The sequence below is a fragment of the Actinomadura kijaniata NBRC 14229 genome, assembly GCF_001552175.1.
Classification (GTDB): domain Bacteria; phylum Actinomycetota; class Actinomycetes; order Streptosporangiales; family Streptosporangiaceae; genus Spirillospora; species Spirillospora kijaniata.
This window is the reverse complement of the sequence record NZ_BCQR01000014.1, coordinates 1-15,376: the sequence shown is the minus strand read 5'-3', so window position 1 is coordinate 15,376 and position 15,376 is coordinate 1. Positions and strand designations below refer to the sequence as shown.

General features: G+C 70.7%; 14 protein-coding genes and 2 pseudogenes. 3 read left to right on the top strand and 13 right to left on the bottom strand.

The window, feature by feature from the left end; all coding sequences use genetic code 11:
• From AKI01S_RS48835 to AKI01S_RS53220, 4 genes and pseudogenes are all read right to left on the bottom strand, one after another.
• Positions 1-271 (bottom strand): hypothetical protein (locus AKI01S_RS48835; RefSeq protein ID WP_439951657.1); only part of this gene is annotated, 271 nt, incomplete at its 3' end.
• Positions 272-767: 496 nt separating this feature from the next.
• Positions 768-1,091 (bottom strand): hypothetical protein, encoded by a 324-nt coding sequence (locus AKI01S_RS52625; RefSeq protein ID WP_067812781.1) that lies wholly within the window; start codon positions 1,089-1,091, stop codon positions 768-770.
• Positions 1,092-1,366: 275 nt separating this feature from the next.
• Positions 1,367-2,191 (bottom strand): annotated as a pseudogene (locus tag AKI01S_RS06105) (IS5 family transposase).
• Positions 2,192-2,438: 247 nt separating this feature from the next.
• Positions 2,439-2,625 (bottom strand): annotated as a pseudogene (locus AKI01S_RS53220) (transposase); the annotation flags it as partial.
• A 106-nt stretch (positions 2,626-2,731) separates the two neighbouring features.
• Here AKI01S_RS53220 and AKI01S_RS06100 point away from each other — a divergent pair.
• Positions 2,732-3,628, top strand: a complete 897-nt coding sequence (locus AKI01S_RS06100; RefSeq protein ID WP_067812780.1) for a transposase — start codon at positions 2,732-2,734, stop codon at positions 3,626-3,628.
• Between the two features lie 159 nt (positions 3,629-3,787).
• Positions 3,788-4,111, top strand: a complete 324-nt coding sequence (locus tag AKI01S_RS06095; protein ID WP_067812779.1) for a VOC family protein — start codon at positions 3,788-3,790, stop codon at positions 4,109-4,111.
• A 21-nt stretch (positions 4,112-4,132) separates the two neighbouring features.
• Here the strand turns inward: AKI01S_RS06095 and AKI01S_RS06090 are convergent, their stop codons facing one another.
• Complete coding sequence (locus AKI01S_RS06090; RefSeq protein WP_067812778.1) at positions 4,133-4,408, bottom strand: hypothetical protein; 276 nt, start codon at positions 4,406-4,408, stop codon at positions 4,133-4,135.
• A 1,483-nt stretch (positions 4,409-5,891) separates the two neighbouring features.
• On the opposite strand from AKI01S_RS06090, the gene AKI01S_RS06085 reads away from it, so the two are divergent.
• Complete coding sequence (locus AKI01S_RS06085) at positions 5,892-6,833, top strand: RNA ligase family protein (RefSeq protein ID WP_067812777.1); 942 nt, start codon at positions 5,892-5,894, stop codon at positions 6,831-6,833.
• A 69-nt stretch (positions 6,834-6,902) separates the two neighbouring features.
• Here the strand turns inward: AKI01S_RS06085 and AKI01S_RS06080 are convergent, their stop codons facing one another.
• From AKI01S_RS06080 to AKI01S_RS06045, 8 genes are read right to left on the bottom strand one after another with little or no spacing between them, the layout of a single operon-like run.
• Complete coding sequence (locus tag AKI01S_RS06080) at positions 6,903-8,348, bottom strand: aldehyde dehydrogenase (protein ID WP_067812776.1); 1,446 nt, start codon at positions 8,346-8,348, stop codon at positions 6,903-6,905.
• Positions 8,345-9,055 carry a gamma-glutamyl-gamma-aminobutyrate hydrolase family protein gene (locus AKI01S_RS06075; RefSeq protein WP_067812775.1) on the bottom strand — a complete coding sequence of 237 codons (711 nt, stop codon included), beginning with the start codon at positions 9,053-9,055 and terminating at the stop codon, positions 8,345-8,347. The genes AKI01S_RS06080 and AKI01S_RS06075 overlap by 4 nt, the downstream gene beginning before the upstream one ends.
• 4 nt (positions 9,056-9,059) lie before the next feature.
• The gene (locus AKI01S_RS06070) at positions 9,060-9,761 is read right to left on the bottom strand and encodes a substrate-binding periplasmic protein (RefSeq protein ID WP_067812774.1); all 702 of its coding nucleotides are present in this window, start codon (positions 9,759-9,761) and stop codon (positions 9,060-9,062) included.
• The gene (locus AKI01S_RS06065) at positions 9,758-11,167 is read right to left on the bottom strand and encodes a glutamine synthetase family protein (RefSeq protein WP_067812773.1); all 1,410 of its coding nucleotides are present in this window, start codon (positions 11,165-11,167) and stop codon (positions 9,758-9,760) included. The genes AKI01S_RS06070 and AKI01S_RS06065 overlap by 4 nt, the downstream gene beginning before the upstream one ends.
• A 16-nt stretch (positions 11,168-11,183) precedes the next feature.
• Positions 11,184-12,359 carry an NAD(P)/FAD-dependent oxidoreductase gene (locus AKI01S_RS06060; RefSeq protein ID WP_067812772.1) on the bottom strand — a complete coding sequence of 392 codons (1,176 nt, stop codon included), beginning with the start codon at positions 12,357-12,359 and terminating at the stop codon, positions 11,184-11,186.
• Entirely contained in the window at positions 12,359-12,547 is a 189-nt protein-coding gene (locus AKI01S_RS06055) for a ferredoxin (protein WP_067812771.1), read from the bottom strand. Before AKI01S_RS06055 ends, AKI01S_RS06060 begins: the two co-directional genes overlap by 1 nt.
• A gap of 11 nt (positions 12,548-12,558) precedes the next feature.
• Positions 12,559-13,734: a cytochrome P450 gene (locus AKI01S_RS06050; RefSeq protein ID WP_067812770.1), complete on the bottom strand. Its 1,176-nt coding sequence runs from the start codon at positions 13,732-13,734 to the stop codon at positions 12,559-12,561.
• A 30-nt stretch (positions 13,735-13,764) separates the two neighbouring features.
• Positions 13,765-15,276, bottom strand: coding sequence for an APC family permease (locus AKI01S_RS06045; RefSeq protein WP_245681495.1), 1,512 nt, complete (start codon positions 15,274-15,276; stop codon positions 13,765-13,767).
• Positions 15,277-15,376: the final 100 nt, after the last annotated feature.

The following is a 15,376-nucleotide window of genomic DNA, read 5'->3' as shown; positions in this document are numbered from 1 at the left end:
CTTTTTTCGGGATGTAGACCCTCTTGGCCGGGCTCCACCGATACCGCTCATGACGCAACGCGTCGATGATGCGGTCGATCGTGCTCAGCGACATGCCATCCACAGTTTCCCCGGTGACCCCGGGCGTCATCGCTCCTTTGTTTGAGTACAGACGCCCGTAGGCCAGCAGATACAACTTCTTGTTGAACAGTTGTCGATACAGTTCGTTACACGGCAGGCCACGCCTGCCGCGCTCACGGAGGACACCCAGCACCGTTTCGGCGTTCTGCATTTCGCATACCTCCCGAGACTTGGATGTCCGATCACCTGGCCCCCTTCGCCCTGCGGACGGTCTTCCCGTCCTCCTCGGCCGGGCGTTACTCCGGCGACTACTACGGGGCCTCCGTCGCCATGGGAAGATCTCCTCCCGTAGGCGATCCCATGTTCGTCCCTGTTGTACGTGACAGCGTGACTTAGGCGCCCCATTCATCCCCTTGAATGCCCTCACTGGGCATCGCTCCGCGTCCTGGAGGTTGCATCGGGCATTCACCAAACCCGTTGCAGGACCGGCGCCGGCGTCAGATGCCTTTCCGGCGGATTCGACCTTCAATCTTCTGGGGATTGGGGTTCAGGCAATCCAGCTTTCGCCATATCACGCGGACCTCCCGGACGCATCATCACTGACATCTGATCCGATCGCCGGTTTTCTGGCATGCTATGGTCCCCATCGCCATTTCCGGTCTGGGTAAGCCATCAGGTCCGAGAATCTCCCTCCAAATTCCCCCCGACTAGATCGGGGATACAACAGGGCGCCTCATGGCGCACGTGAACCGGTCGGTGCGCTGGCCCCGTTCGGTCAGCTCGTGCGCGCGGTTTTGTCCCTGCTCGGTCAGCTCGAAAGTGCGGCGCTGGGCGGCCTCGGTCATCTCCGCCGACCGGCGGGCCGCCGCCACCCCGTCCTGGGCCGCCTGTGCTGAGCGGCGCGCCGAGGCGGCGTTGTTGGCGGTGTAGTAGATCGCCACCGCCGCCAGCAACCCCGTCCCGACCGCCAGCGCGCGGCCGCGGACGGTGTCCAGCGCCGCCGCCAGGTCCTTCCCGGCCAACCCGTCCACGCCACCCAACCCGCCACCATCGCCTCGACCACCGCCAGCGCCGCCATCACCACCCGACGCCGGAGCGACACTGAGACGACCTGCTGCTGATCATCAGCCATGACACCGACCCTACGAGGCCCCCGGCACAGACATCGGCTCTTCAACGAACCCGTCTGTGACCAGCAGCGACGATGCCGCCGACGCCGCTTGGGAAGAAACCCTCTTCAATCCTCTAGCGATCATGAGGGCTTGAGACAGCCTCTGAGTGGGAGTTTTGTCCTGCCTCTGTGGTGTCAAGTGTCCCGCCAGGTGACAGTGTTCTCGCTGGTGAGGCGGCGGGTCATCAGGTCGATCATCGCGACGTGGATCATGGCTTCGGAGCGGGCGGGCAGGGTCTCGTAGTCGCGGGCCAGGCGGCGGTGGAACATCAACCAGCCGAAGGTTCGCTCCACTATCCAGCGCCGGGGCAGGGGCACAAAGCCCCTGGTGGCGGGGTCGCGGCGGATGGTTTCCAGGTCGATACCCAAGGTGGCGGCGTGGTCGACGACCTTGGTGCGGTAGGCGGTGTCGGCCCACGCCTTGGCGATCGTGGGATGTTCGGCGGCCACGGTGTTCAGCGGTTGGCGGCCGGCGGTGCCGTCCTGGACGCTGGCCGCGGTGACCAGCACTGCCAGCAGCAGCCCGAGCGAGTCGGTGACGATGTTCCGCTTGCGGCCCACGATCTTCTTCCCGGCGTCGGTGCCTTGGCTGGAGATCGGTACATCGACCGAGGTCTTGATGCTCTGGGAGTCCAGGATGCAGGCGCTGGGCTCGGGCCGGTGCCCTTCCTGGTGGCGGACCTGGCCGCGCAACAGCCCGGTGAGCTGAGCGAAATATCCCATCGGTCTGCCACTTGGCGAAGTGGGCGTACACGGTCTGCCAGGGTGGATAGTCGTGCGGCAGGTAGCGCCAGGGGATGCCGGTCCGGTCGACGTACAGGATCGCGTCCATGATGGCGCGCAGGTCGTGCTCGGGTGGGCGGCCGATGCCCAGCGCGGCGGCCAGGCGGTCAGGGTCGGCTCGATCAACGCCCAGCGGGCGTCGGACAGATCACTGGGGTAACGACGACGTCCGTCCATAACCAGGAGGTACGCCGTTCGAGACGAGATACCCAGCCGTATGCCCGAACCGGCAGGGACGCCAAGCCCGCCAAAGGGCACTTTGGGATGAGACGGAAGTAGTCGGTCGAAATAGAACCGCCTCTGTCTCCGCTCTCCCATGGGTGGCTTCGGCACCCGCTGGCTACTTTCGTAAGGCCATCGACGGCCACCCGAAAACCCCATCAATCGCCAGATAAAGCCACGAAACTCCCTCTAAAAGTAGGTTTCAGAATGAGTTGCGGAGGCGCCGAAGGCAAATGATGGCGCAGGCAACTCCAACAACGCTTGGTGCAGGCCAGCACGGCGCTCGGAATCGATGCGCAGGCCTCGGACCTGGTGCAGCCAGGCGAAGGTGCGCTCCACCAACCAACGCACCCGCCCAGGCCCGGGCCGTGTGCGGTGCCGCAGCGGGCGCGGCCCGCCGCTACCGCTCCCGCACTCGCACAGCAGCCGCTAGATCGTTGATGGGAAATTGCTGAACCGGGTGCGGGCATGGGGAAGGGCGCCCATCGTCGGTGTGTGAAGACTGACTTGGACGCCCTTCTGACCGCACTCTACGTTCATCTGGACGATCACGTCCTGCCATCGCGCAAGCAGCGGCGGGGCCGTCGGCCGACCCTGACCGACGCCGAGTTGGTCTGTGTGGCGGTCGCCCAGGTCCTGCTGCGCTGTGATGAGGAACGACGCTGGTTGCGGATCGCGCCGGCCCGGATCGGGCACCTGTTCCCCCGGCTGCCCTGCCAGGCCCAGTACAACCGGCACCTGCGCGATCTGGGGCCGGTGCTGTCGGCGGTCGCGATGTGGCTGGCTCGTGCCACCCCCACCTGGCACGAACGGCTGCGGCTGATGGATGGCACCCCGGTGCGCTGCGGCGCCTGTCGGGTCACGGTCAACCGCTCAGACCTGGGCGAGATCGCCGGTTACGGCATGGACAAATCGCACCACGCCTTCTACTGGGGTGCCAAGCTGATGCTGGTCACCACCGCCGAGGGCGCGGTGTGTGCCTTCAGCCTGGCCCACCCCAAGGAACTGGACGAACGCAAACAAGCGCTGCACCTGTTGCAGGTGCGCCCGCCTGCCGAGGGGCCGTGCCCGATCGTGTGCGACAAGGGCTTTGCCGGGGCGGGCATCGAGGCGGCCGCGGCCCGGCTGGGATACCGGTTGATCCGTCCCCGCCGCCACGACGAACCCAAGCCCGCCCCTGGCCAGGTGTTCCCGTCTTGGTTGCGCCAACGCATCGAGGCGGTCATCTGGACGTTGAAGAACCAGCTGGGTCTGGAACGCCACCACGCCCGCACCATGGAGGGATTGTGGGCGCGCATCAGCCAGCGCATCGTGGCGCTCAACGCCGCCATCTGGCACAACTGGCTGATCGACGCACCCGTCAAACGCTCACTGACTGCCTATGACCACTGACCAGCCACAACATTTCCCATCAACGATCTAGCACTTGTCGTGGTCATAGCTCTGGGCGGTGTGCAACCGGCGCGGCTTGCGGCGCGGTGGCTGCGATCATGAATGTTCCCGACGGCGAGCCGTCGGCCCTCGACCGTTCGGATCGCCAGGAGGGGTCACATGGGTATTCGGCTCGGTGGCGTCGTCATCGACGCGACCGATCTCGATCTGCTTACCGGGTTCTGGAGCCGCTTGCTCGATCTGGAGATCACCCGTCGCGAGGAGGGCTGGGTCAGCCTCGGTCCACGGCTGGCCCTACAGAAGGTCCCCGAGCCCAAGACGGTCAAGAACCGCGTCCACCTGGACCTGGTCGTCACCGACTTCGCGCGGGCGGTCGCACACGCCTCCGCCTTGGGCGCGACGCCCGTCGGCGAAATCCATGAGGACCTTTGGCAGGTCTGGCAGGATCCCGAGGGCAACGAGTTCTGCCTCTGCAAATCGTGAGTGGCCCGCGAGAGATGATCGTCAGGCGGGGGTGAACAGCTCCCCCAGCAGGTCGGCGGCCTCCGCTGGGGCGCGCGCCTCCAGGTGCACCGCCGGGCCGTCCAGATGGAGCCGGAAGTCGAAGAACGGGCAGCACCGCTGCTCGTCGGCGGCGAGCGCGGCCAGTGCGGCGACGCGGTCGGCGGGCAGGGTGACCCGCACGCCCCCGTCGATCTCCCGCGGCTCGGCGCCGTCCAGAATCTGCCGCCACCGGCCGACCCGTTCGGCCACCGCCTCGCCGGTCAGCGAGCAGGCCACCGGGACACCGCGCCACCGATCCCCCTCTCCCTCCGGGACGAGGAGGCCGCACCGCGGGTCGCACCGGCCGGATGCATCTTCAGCGAGCCCGGGCAGAACATCTTGATCTCGTTCATAGCGTTCCCTTAGGCCGTTCGTTCGGGTCAGCTCCTGATTCGGGCCTGGGCCACGCCAGATCGCCTCACGCAACTCTGAGGCCGAGTCCAAGGGCGTAGGTGACAGTCGTGCTTTCTGTCATCTTCGCCATAGGAGGCACCCTGGTCAATTGCGGTTTCGTTAATCGTTATCAGGAAGCGACTGAATAGGCTCAGCACTTTGACTTTCTCGTCACCGTATGCAATGGCCAAGAAGTCGCATCCCGCCGAAGAACGGCATGATGTATGCGTTGATCACGTAGACATAATCCTGCCGGGCACTCTCCTCGATGCGGTGGTTGGGCAGCCGGGTCGCCTCCACGTAGACGCGGAGCCTCTGTCTAGCGCGTCTTCGATCTCCTCGTTCTCCTTCTGCGATGCGTGGTTGGGCGCACTGCCAGGCCTTGTCGGCTTTCCTTGAGGGTGGCGTAGGTGCCGGCCGTCTGGCAGATGCCGCACGCGTCCTCACAGAGGGCCTGGTAGCGGGTCTTGCCGTTCCTGCTTCGACGCTTTCGAGCGAAGCCCCTTCGAACCTCCTTGAGGGGAAGGTCGTTTGTCACTTATTTGCCACTGGATCATGAGCGACAGAGTGACACGGGAATGGATTTCCCGACACGATCATCATGGCCCTGACCTACAGGTCAGCAAGAAATCGGCAAGTCGATGAGGAGGTGGGTTGGACAGGAATTTTTCTTCCAAACTGGTTACGCGGGTTCGATTCCCGTTGCCCGCTCCACTGCTTTCCCAGGCCAGAGCCTCGGCCAGCATCTCGGCGCACTCACGCGGCACCTCTCCAAGCGCAGCTTGTGGGAGCGGATCACGAACGCCCCGCCGCCTACAGCAGGCCTGGGATCGTCGAAGGCGCGGTGGGTGCGCTTCCCCAACGACTGCTACGGCGGACTGGTCTGCTTCGTCGACGGCGATTGAGGAGAGCGGGCCGAAGGGCGGGTCTGCGTCACCTGAGGAGCGGTCGTCTGAAAGCGATGAGGAGACGGCTGTCTCCACGCGCCTATCCGGACTTGCTTCCTCTCCGAGGGCGCCATCAGCTGGTGTCGTTCACGTGTAGCGGCGACGTTTGTCGATGAGTTCGAGCGACACCGCTGATCTGCGGCATCGGGGCTGGCAGGTTCCGTCTGCTCTCGCCCAGGTCCGTGTCCGCGCCGAACACATCGTCGGCCGGCCACGTCACCACGTTCTTGCCAGGGTGAGCTCGTCCCCGGGGAGCCTGTGAACCGAACGTTCGGAGACGTGCCGCCCGGGGTCCGGAAATGAGTTGATCTTCGGGTGGGCGTCGGAGAGGCTGCCTGCGGAGTGTCCCGGGTGGTCGGGTGCGGAGTGGGGGCGGGGCCGTGTGGTATCCGAAGATCCCGCAGCGGTTCGGTGACGGGCCGTTGCCCGGTGGGACCTGGGTCGCCGAGGAGAAGGTGCACGGCGCGCATCTGGCGCTGGTCAGCGACGGCCGGACGGCGCGGGCCGCCGGGCGGCGCGGGCTGTTGGACGAGGAGCGACTGGAGACGTTCTTCGGGGTGACGCGTCTGTGGCCGGTCCTGGCGACAGCGGCGGCGGCCGCGGCCCGGGAGGTCGGGCAGGACGTGGTCTTGTACGGGGAGCTGGCCGGTGGAGGCTATCCGCATCCGCAGATAGCGCCGGTCGAGGGTATCGGCCCGGTGCAGACCGGCGTGTGGTACAGCCCTGACCTGGTGTGGCTGGCGTTCGACGGCGCCGTCGGGACGCGCTGGATGAGCCGCGCCGAGCTGACGGACCTGATGTCCTGTGTGGGCTTGCAGTGCGTGCCGCTGCTGGGGCAAGGCCCTCGGCAGCAGCTCAGGGAGCTGGCGGTCGACTTCCCGACGCGAGTGCCCGGCGCACTGGGCCTTCCGGAACTGCCCGGCAACCGCGCCGAAGGCTACGTCCTCAAGCCCGCCGGCCCCTGGGACACCAGGCGAGGGCCGCGGCCGGTGCTGAAGGTCAAGCACCCCGACTTCGCCGAGGACGCCCGCTACAACGGCGCGCGGCCGTTCGTGCCGCCACCCGGCGGAGTGACGGGAGTGCCGCCCTGGCTGCTGGCGGCCGCGGTGGAGCGGCTCACCCCGCCGCGGGTGGACGCGGCCCGCAGCAAGCTCGGCCCGGCCGCCGACACCGCCGTGTTGGCCGACGAGGTGGTGGCCGACCTGCTCGCCGATCTCGACGATGATCTGGGCGGCCTGCCCGAGCCCGACCGCCAACGCCTGGCCGCCGCGCTCGCACCCGCCGCCCGCAGGTTGGCCGCACTTCGATTCCGTTTGGGCTAGGCGAACGAGATCCCCTACAGAACAGCCGCAGCGCCGCCCGCTGTGGGCTTTCGTGTTGTCGGGTGGGGGTCACAGTTGGATCCAGGTGGTCTTCAGTTGGGTGTACTTGTCGAGGGCGTGCAGCGACTTGTCGCGGCCGAAGCCGGACTGGGCGTAGCCGCCGAACGGCACGGTGATGTCGCTGGCGTCGAAGCAGTTCACCCAGACCGTGCCCGCGCGGATCGCGCGGGCCATCAGGTGCGCCTTGGACAGGTCGCGCGTCCACACGGCGGCGGCCAGCCCGTACGGGGTGCCGTTGGCGAGGCGGATCGCCTCGTCCTCGTCGTCGAACGGTAGCACCGCCAGCACGGGGCCGAAGATCTCCTCCTGCGCGGCCCGCATCCCCGGCGTGACGGCGTCGAGCACGGTCGGCTCGACGTAGTAGCCGCCGGTCTCCTCCAGTACGCGGTTGCCGCCGGCGAGCGTGACCGCGCCCTCCTGCCGGGCGGTGTCCAGGTGGCCGAGGACGCGTTCCATGTGGGCCTTCTCGACCAGGGCGCCCATGGTGGTGCCCGGGTCGAGCGGGTCGCCCGGGCGCATCGCCTCGGACGCGCGCACCACGGCGTCCACCAGCTCGTCCTTGCGGGAACGGTGCACGAGCAGCCGCGACCCGGCCGAGCACACCTCGCCCTGGTTGAAGAAGATCCCGTCGACGACGGCCTTGGCGAGCGTCTCGGTGTCGGGGGCGTCCCGCAGGACGATCTGCGGGCTCTTGCCGCCGAGTTCCAGCGACACCTGCTTGAGGTTGGAGTCGGCGGCGTAGCGCAGAAACATCCGCCCGACCTCGCCCGAGCCGGTGAACGTGACCGCGTCCACGTCCGGGTGGCGGCCGAGCGCCGCCCCGGCGGTCGGGCCGAAGCCGGGCACGACGTTGAGCACGCCCGGCGGCACCCCCGCCTCCGCCGCCAGCTCGCCCAGCCGCAGCGCGGTCAGCGGCGACTGCTCGGCCGGTTTCAGCACGACCGAGTTGCCGGCGGCCAGGGCGGGCGCCACCTTCCACGCGGCCAGCATGAGCGGGAAGTTCCACGGGACGACGGCGGCGACCACGCCCAGCGGCTCACGCGTGATCGTCGCCAGGGTGCGGCGGTCGGTGGGCGCGACCTCGTCGTACCGCTTGTCGATCGCCTCGGCGAAGAACTCGAAGGTCTGCACGGTGACGCGCAGGTCCACCGAGAGCGCGTCGGAGACGGGCTTGCCCATGTCCAGGGTCTCCAGGCGCGCCAGTTCCACGCGGTTGTCGTCGATCAGGCCGGCGAGGCGTTGCAGCACCCGGCGGCGGTCGCGCGGGTGCAGGTCGCGCCAGCGGCCGTCCTCGAACGCGGCGCGCGCCGCGGCCACCGCCGCGTCGATGTCGGCGGCGTCGCCCTCGGCCACGCGGGCGATCACCCGGCCGTCGCGGGGTGACACGCAGTCGAACGTGCGCCCGCTGACCGCGGGGACGCGCTCGCCGTCGACGAACGCTTCAACGTCGATCATGATGGGAGTTCCTCCAGCCGGTGACGGGCGGCGTCCTCGACGACCGCGTCGAAGAGGGCCTGCTCGTACGGGGTCGTCTCGGCGTCGTCCTCGGGGTGCCACTGCACGGCCAGCACCGGGGCCAGGTCGTGTTCGAGGGCCTCCACGCACCCGTCGGGGGCGCGGCCGACGACGCGCAGGCCGCGGCCGACCTCGTCGACGGCCTGGTGGTGGTACGAGGAGACCGACACGGTGTCGGCCCCGAGGACGCGGGCGGTGCGGCTGCCGGGGTCCAACGTCACCTCGTGGAACGCGCCCAGGTGGGTGACGCCGGTGTCGGGCAGGTGCTGCACCAGCGTGCCTCCGCACGCGACGTTGAGCACCTGCATGCCCCGGCAGATCGCCAGCATCGGCATGCCGCGGGCGAGGACGGCGCGGACGACGGCGAGGTCGGCCTCGTCCTGGACGTCGTCGGGCGGCTCGGTGCGCTCGTGGGGCCGCGCCCCGTAGCGCCTGGGGTTCATGTCGCGGCCGCCGGGCAGCACGACGCCGTCGAAGCGCGCCAGCCGCCCGGGAAGGTCCCCGGGCCTCCCGTGGTAGAGGATCGCGGGCTCGCCTCCGGCGCGGTGGACGGCCTCCAGGACGGCGGCGGCGGCGACGACGCCGTCGAACCGCAGGCCCTCGATGCGCGGCGAGCGCAGCCCGGCCACGGCGATCAGCGGACGCACCGGCTCACCCCTCGCCCAGCGGGTAGTCGAGGCCCGGCATCCAGGCGCGCCACGCCTTCTCCAGCCGCCCGTCGGCGATCACCGTGGCGAGCGCGCCGTCGATCGCGGCGAGGACGTCGGGGCGGTCCTTGGCCACCGCGACGCCCCAGCGGTTGCCGGTCGGCACGGTGAACGCGACCTCGAAGTCCGGGTCGTCGTCGAGCGGGGCGAACACCACGTCGTCGTCCACCACCGCGTCGACCTCGCCGCGGCGCAGCGCGGCGAGCATGTCGCCGAACACGTCGTCGGTGTCGCCGCCGAACGGCACGGTGACCGCGCCGGGGAACGTCTCGGCCAGCGCCATGTTCGTGCTCCCGGCGATCGCGGCGACGCGCCGTCCGCGCAGGTCCCGCGGCCCCGCGACGCCCGCGCCGGGCCGGACCAGCACCGACTCGTTGAAGATCGCGTACGGGCGGGTGAAGTCGACCTGCGCCAGCCGTCGCGCGGTGATGCCCTGGCCGCACCAGACGCCGTCCACCCGGTGGGCGCGCGCGGCCGGGATCATCTCGGCCCACGGCGTGAAGACCCACTCCAGCGGGCGGCCGAGCACCTCGGCGACCAGCGCGGCGGCGTCGGGCTCGTACCCCCGGCGGGTCACGCCGTCGGGGCTGCGCAGGAAGAGCGGCGGGGCCTCGGCGTCGATGCAGGCCAGCCGGAGCGGGGTCACGGGATCGCCTCGGTGTACATCTCGCGCTCCCAGTCGGTGACGGCGCCGCAGAACCGCGCCCACTCGTCCGACTTCAGCGCCAGGAACAGCGCGGCCATCTCCTCGGGCATGGCCGACCGGACGACCCTGTCGCCGACGAACGCGTCCAGGGCCTCGCGCAGCGTCAGCGGCAGCGGCCCGAACCCGGACTCGTCGCCGTCGTAGCTGCTGCCCGCGTGCGGTGGGCCCGGGTCGATGGCGTTGTCGAGCCCGTCGGCGATGGCGGCGATCAGGACGGCGTGCGACAGGTACGGGTTGACGGCGGCGTCGGGCAGCTTGTCCTCCAGCCGCCCGTTGGCCGACAGCCGCACCGTGCAGGTCTTGTTGTCCATGCCCCAGTTGATCTGGGCGGGCGCGAACTGCCCGGCGTCCCAGTACCGCTTGTAGGAGTTGACGGTCTGCCCCATGACCGCCATCGATCCGGCGGCGTGCGCCAGGATGCCGCCGAGCACGTGCCTTCCGGTCTCGGTCAGGTGCAGTTCGCGGACCGCCGGGTCGGCGAGCACGTTCTCCTCGCCGCGCCAGACGCTGAGGTTGTGGTGGCAGCCGTTGCCCATCATCCCGGTGGCCGGCTTGGGCATGAAGCTGGCGGTGACGCCCAGCTCGCGGGCGACCTGGCGGCAGATCTGCCGGTAGGTGACCAGGCGGTCGGCGGTGCGGTCGGCGTGGTCGAAGCCCCAGTTGAGTTCGAGCTGGCCGGGGTCCTCGTAGTCGCCCTCGATCATGTCCAGGCCGAGCTCCTGGGCGTACCGGATCACCTTCTGGTAGATCGGCCGCATCAGTTCCAGGCAGTCGGCGTGGTAGGCCGGGCTGGTGCCGGGCCGGACGAACACCTCCAGGCCGGGCCCGGTCCAGGTCATCTCGGGCTCGCAGCCGCTGCGCAGGTGCAGGCCGGTGCGTTCGGTGAACGCGGCGTGCACGCGCCTGAGGTTGCCGCGCGCGTCGGCGGCCAGCGGGCGCCCGCCGACCTCGGGGAGGTGGTCGGGCTCGTAGGTCCGGCAGAGGAACCGCGCGACCGTGCGGTCCCAGGGCAGCACGGCGAAGGTGTCCAGGTCGGGCAGGGCGGTGAACTCGGCCGCCTCGGGACCGCCGCCGAGCAGGTCGCCGGACCGGGTGACCTGGAAGTCGGCCATGACGGTGCGGTGCATGTTCACGCCGCGTTCCAGGTTGCGGCGCAGGTGGCGCGCGGGCACGACCTTGCCGAGGACGCGGCCGGTCAGGGACACGGTCTGGTAGTAGACGAACTCGACCCCGGCCTCCTCGATCCGGGCCTGGATGTCGCGCGCCGCCGCGTCGTCGGCGTTGCGTTCCCGGTGCTCGTCCAGCGGGGTGGCCGCCGGGGCGGCCGGTGGGCGGGTCAGGGACATGGGGACAGACCTCTCGTCAGGAAGCGGTCACGAGTTCGCGGTAGTGCCGGTGCCGGGACGCGGGCACGCCGATGAGCACCACGCCCACGGGGCGGTCGTCGCGGTGGTAGGCCATCGCCACGCCCCCGGTGAGCGCGTGGGCGTCGCCTTCGAGCGGCACCCGGCGGTCGCCGAGCGCGGGCATGCCGAAGCTCTGCAGGCGCAGGTCGTACTGGTCGCTCCAGAACGACGGCAGCGGGGCGAACGGCGCGTCGTCGAGCGGGCGTCCCGCCAGGTGCGCGGCGAGGGTCGCGGCGGCGCGCCGGGCGGTGTCGGCGGGGACGCACCAGTGCTCCACCCGGCGCGGCACGTCGTCGTAGCGGGGGTTGGGGAAGCGCGCCACGTCGCCGACCGCCACCACCTCGGGTCGGCCCTCCACGCGCATCCGGTCGTCGCACAGCACGCCGTCGGACAGGTCGAGGCCGTTGCCGTCGAGCCATTCGACGTTGGGGACCGAGCCGATCGCCTCGACGACGACGTCGGCGGGCACGGTCCGGCCGTCGTCGAGGACGACCGCGCCCGGCGCGAACGCGGTGACGGCGCGCCCGGTCAGGAAGCGCACGCCGCGCTCCTCGTGACGGCGGCGCAGCGCCTCCCCCAGCTCGGGGCCGATCGCGCGTTCCATCGGCACCGGGAGCGGTTCGACGACGGTGACCCGGCAGCCGTGGCCGCGCGCGGTGGCGGCGACCTCGCAGCCGACGAACCCCGCCCCCACGACCACGACGCGGCGTCCCGGGGCCAGCTCGGCGCGCAGGGCGAGGGCGTCGTCCAGCGTGCGCAGCACGTGGCGGCCGGCGGCCGGGCCCGGAACGGCCAGGCGGCGCGGGCGTAGGCCGGTCGCGACGACCAGCCCGTCGTAGGCGAGCCGGCGGCCGTCGTCCAGGGTGAGCGCGCGGTCGGCCAGGGACGCGGCCACGACGCGGCGGCCCAGCTCCCAGCACACGTCCTCGACGCTTCCGCGCCGCCGGAGCGCGGTCGCGCCGGCGTCCGCGCGTCCGGCCAGCACCTCCTTCGACAGCGGCGGCCGGTTGTAGGGCGGGTGGGGCTCGGCGCCGACGACGGTGACGGCGCCGTCCCAGCCCTCCGCGCGCAACCGCTCGGCCGCGCGCAGCCCCGCCATCCCCGCCCCGGCCACGACGACGTGCGCGGCCATCAGTCCTCGATGAGGATGGCCTGGACGGGGCACACGTCGGCGGCCTCCTCGACGGCGTCGCGCAGTTCCTCGGCGGGCGCGTCATCGAATTCGAGCCTGCCCTCGTCGTTGATGCGAAAGACCTCGGGCGCGGCGATCGCGCACTGGCCGTGGTCCTGGCACTTGTCCAGGTCGACGGTGACCTTCATGGCGTCTCCTTCTACTCGGCGGGGGTGAACGCGACGGGCAGTTCGATCGGGCCGGTGTTGCCGCTGCGCGGCAGCCAGCGCGACGGGCCGCCGGGGCGCGGGTCGCGCATGCGGCGGGCCAGCAGCGGCAGGGCCTCGCTCATGTCGCTGCGGGCGACGAAGTGGCCCAGGCAGTGGTGGGCGCCGCCGCCGAACCCGAAGTGCGGCGGGCGTTCGGCGGTGATGTCGAACCGGCCGTCGGGCACGGCGCGCGGGTCGGTGCCGGACGCCTCGGTGAACAGGTGCAGGGTGGTGCCCGCGGCGATGTCGAGGCCCTGGAAGGTGAAGTCCTCCAGCGCCTCCCGGGTCACCCACGTGACGGTGGGGTTGACCCGCATGACCTCCTCGACGGCCGCGGGGCCCAGGTCGGGGCGCTCGGCCAGCAGCCGCCACTGGTCGGGGTGGTCCAGGAACGTCTGCATGGCCAGGCCGAGCTGGTTGCGGGTGGTGTCGTACCCGCCGAAGATCAGCAGGACGAGGGAGTCGCGCAGCTCGGTCGCGGTGAGCCGGTCCTCGTCGCGCTGGGCCCGCATGATGCGGGTGACGAAGTCGTCGCGCGGGTCGCTGCGCCGCCGGTCCACCGCCTCGTCCACGTAGCCGTAGAGGCTGTCCAGCGCGGCCTCGATCCTGGGCAGGTCCTCGCGGAGGGTGACGCCCATCGCCAGGCCGATCGTCGCCGAGTCGCGCGCCAGGACCGGCCACTCCTCCTCGGGCAGGCCGAGCATGATGGCGATCACGCGGGCCGCGTACGGAGAGGCGAACTCGGACATGAACTCGCAGCGCCCCGGTTCGGCGAAGCCGTCGACCAGCTCGGCGGCCAGGGCCTGGAAGCGCGGCACGAGGCCGTCGATGAGGCGGCGGGAGAACGCCGGGTTCATCAGGCGGCGCAGCCGGTGGTGTTCCTCGCCCTCCTTGTTGAGCACCCAGTTGGCCCACCAGTCGGCGAACGGGCCGCTGGTGATGCCGTGGTGCGCGGGCCATCTGGCGCTGCCCTGCCGCAGCTTGGGGTGCCGCAGCAGGAGGCGGGTCTCCTCATAGCGCAGCACGGCGACGCCGTAGTTGGTCTCGGCGTACCAGTTCTCGTCACGGGCCTTCCGCACCTGCTCGGACTGCACGGAGAAGGAAGGGTCGGCGATGTCGAAGTACATCGGATGGGTCGCCTCTCGGAACGCGTTGTCTCAGTGGGCCGTCTGGGGGCGCGGCTCGGCGGCGGTCGCCGGGACGGCGTCGCCCGCGGGCGCGTCGCCGCGTCCATGGTGCCGGGTCAGGGCCATGTAGACCGCGCCCAGCGCGACGACGACGAGGCCGGACAGCACGACGATCCAGTTGTCGTACCAGGGCCCCTCCGGGGTGCGCGGCCAGGCCATGTTGACCATCGCCGACACGCCGTACGCCAGCGCCAGCACGTTGACCGGCAGGCCCCAGCGGCCGAGCGTGAACGGCCCGGCGGGACGCCATCCCCTCGTCCGGGCCCGCAGCGCCGCCAGCACCACCATCTGGAAGCCCATGTAGATGCCGAGCGACGCGAAGGAGATGATCTTGGTGAGGGCGTCCTCGGACAGCTTGGAGCCCAGCACCACCAGCGCCGGGACCACGGCCGTGACCAGCAGCGCGTACGGCGGCACGTGGCGGGTCGGCGACAGGCGCCGCAGCGCCCCGCTGCCCGCGATCATGTCGTCGCGGGCGTAGGCGTACAGCAGGCGGCTCGCGGCCGCCTGGAGGCTCATCGCGCAGGACACGAACGAGATCAGCACGATGCCGAGCACCACCTTGGTCCCGCCCGAGCCGAACGCGGCGGTCAGCGAGGTGGTGACCGGGTCGGCGTCCCGGCCGGAGACCACCGCGCCGAAGTCGGCCACCGACAGCGTCAGCGCCAGCGCGACGAACGTGGCCGCGGCCCCGCCGACGTAGATGGTCATGCGCATGGCCCTGGGGATGCGGCGGGCCGGGTCGCGGACCTCCTCGGCGACGTCCCCGCACGCCTCGAAGCCGTAGTACTGGAAGACGCCGATCAGCCCGGCGGCCAGGAACGCCGCCGCGTAGGAGCCGGTCCCGGCCGCGCCGAAGTCGTCGAACAGCGCGCCGAGGCCGTGGTGCCGTTCGGTGAGCAGCAGCCAGCCGCCGACGGCCAGGGCGCCGACCAGCTCGGCGGCGAACCCGATGATCGCGGCGCGGGCGAGGGTGCGGGTGCCGGCGAAGTTGACGACCGTGGCCAGCACCAGGATGGCCAGCGCGCAGCCGATCGTGGTGTCGACCGCCGGCTCGGCTCCCAGCAGCGCGGCGGCGTAGGGACCGGCGCCGTAGGCCACGCTGGCGATCGTGACGAGCAGGGCGACCAGGTAGATCCAGCCGCTCATCCAGGCCCAGCGGCGGCCCCACAGGCGGCGCGCCCACGGGTACAGACCGCCGCTGACCGGGTACTGGGACACGATCTCCCCGAACACCAGGGCGACCAGGAGCTGGCCGACCCCGGCGACCAGGAAGCTCCAGATCATCGGGGGTCCGCCGGTGGCCAGCGAGAACGCGAACAGCGCGTACACGCCGACCACGGGCGACAGGTAGGTGAAGCCGAGCGAGAAGTTGGCCCACAGGCTCATGTCCCGCTTGAAGCGCGATTCGTAGCCGAGGGCGGCGAGGGCGGCGGAGTCGTCGTCGTGAGGGGTCGCGTCACGGGGGATCGCAGAGGACACGGCAGTCCCCCTCATGGGGGGCGGCGGTGGTCTCCCCACCGGGGGCACGGCGGGGCCGGGTGGGCTGGATCGGCGGGACCCGGGGTCGCGGGTCCCGTGC

Bases quoted from the DNA above. Each gene is read 5' to 3' on its own strand.
- AKI01S_RS06050 (WP_067812770.1), bottom strand. From the start codon at position 13,734: ATGTACTTCGACATCGCCGACCCTTCCTTCTCCGTGCAGTCCGAGCAG.
- AKI01S_RS06095 (WP_067812779.1), top strand. From the start codon at position 3,788: ATGGGTATTCGGCTCGGTGGCGTCGTCATCGACGCGACCGATCTCGAT.
- AKI01S_RS06055 (WP_067812771.1), bottom strand. From the start codon at position 12,547: ATGAAGGTCACCGTCGACCTGGACAAGTGCCAGGACCACGGCCAGTGC.
- AKI01S_RS06060 (WP_067812772.1), bottom strand. From the start codon at position 12,359: ATGGCCGCGCACGTCGTCGTGGCCGGGGCGGGGATGGCGGGGCTGCGC.
- AKI01S_RS06080 (WP_067812776.1), bottom strand. From the start codon at position 8,348: ATGATCGACGTTGAAGCGTTCGTCGACGGCGAGCGCGTCCCCGCGGTC.
- AKI01S_RS06065 (WP_067812773.1), bottom strand. From the start codon at position 11,167: ATGTCCCTGACCCGCCCACCGGCCGCCCCGGCGGCCACCCCGCTGGAC.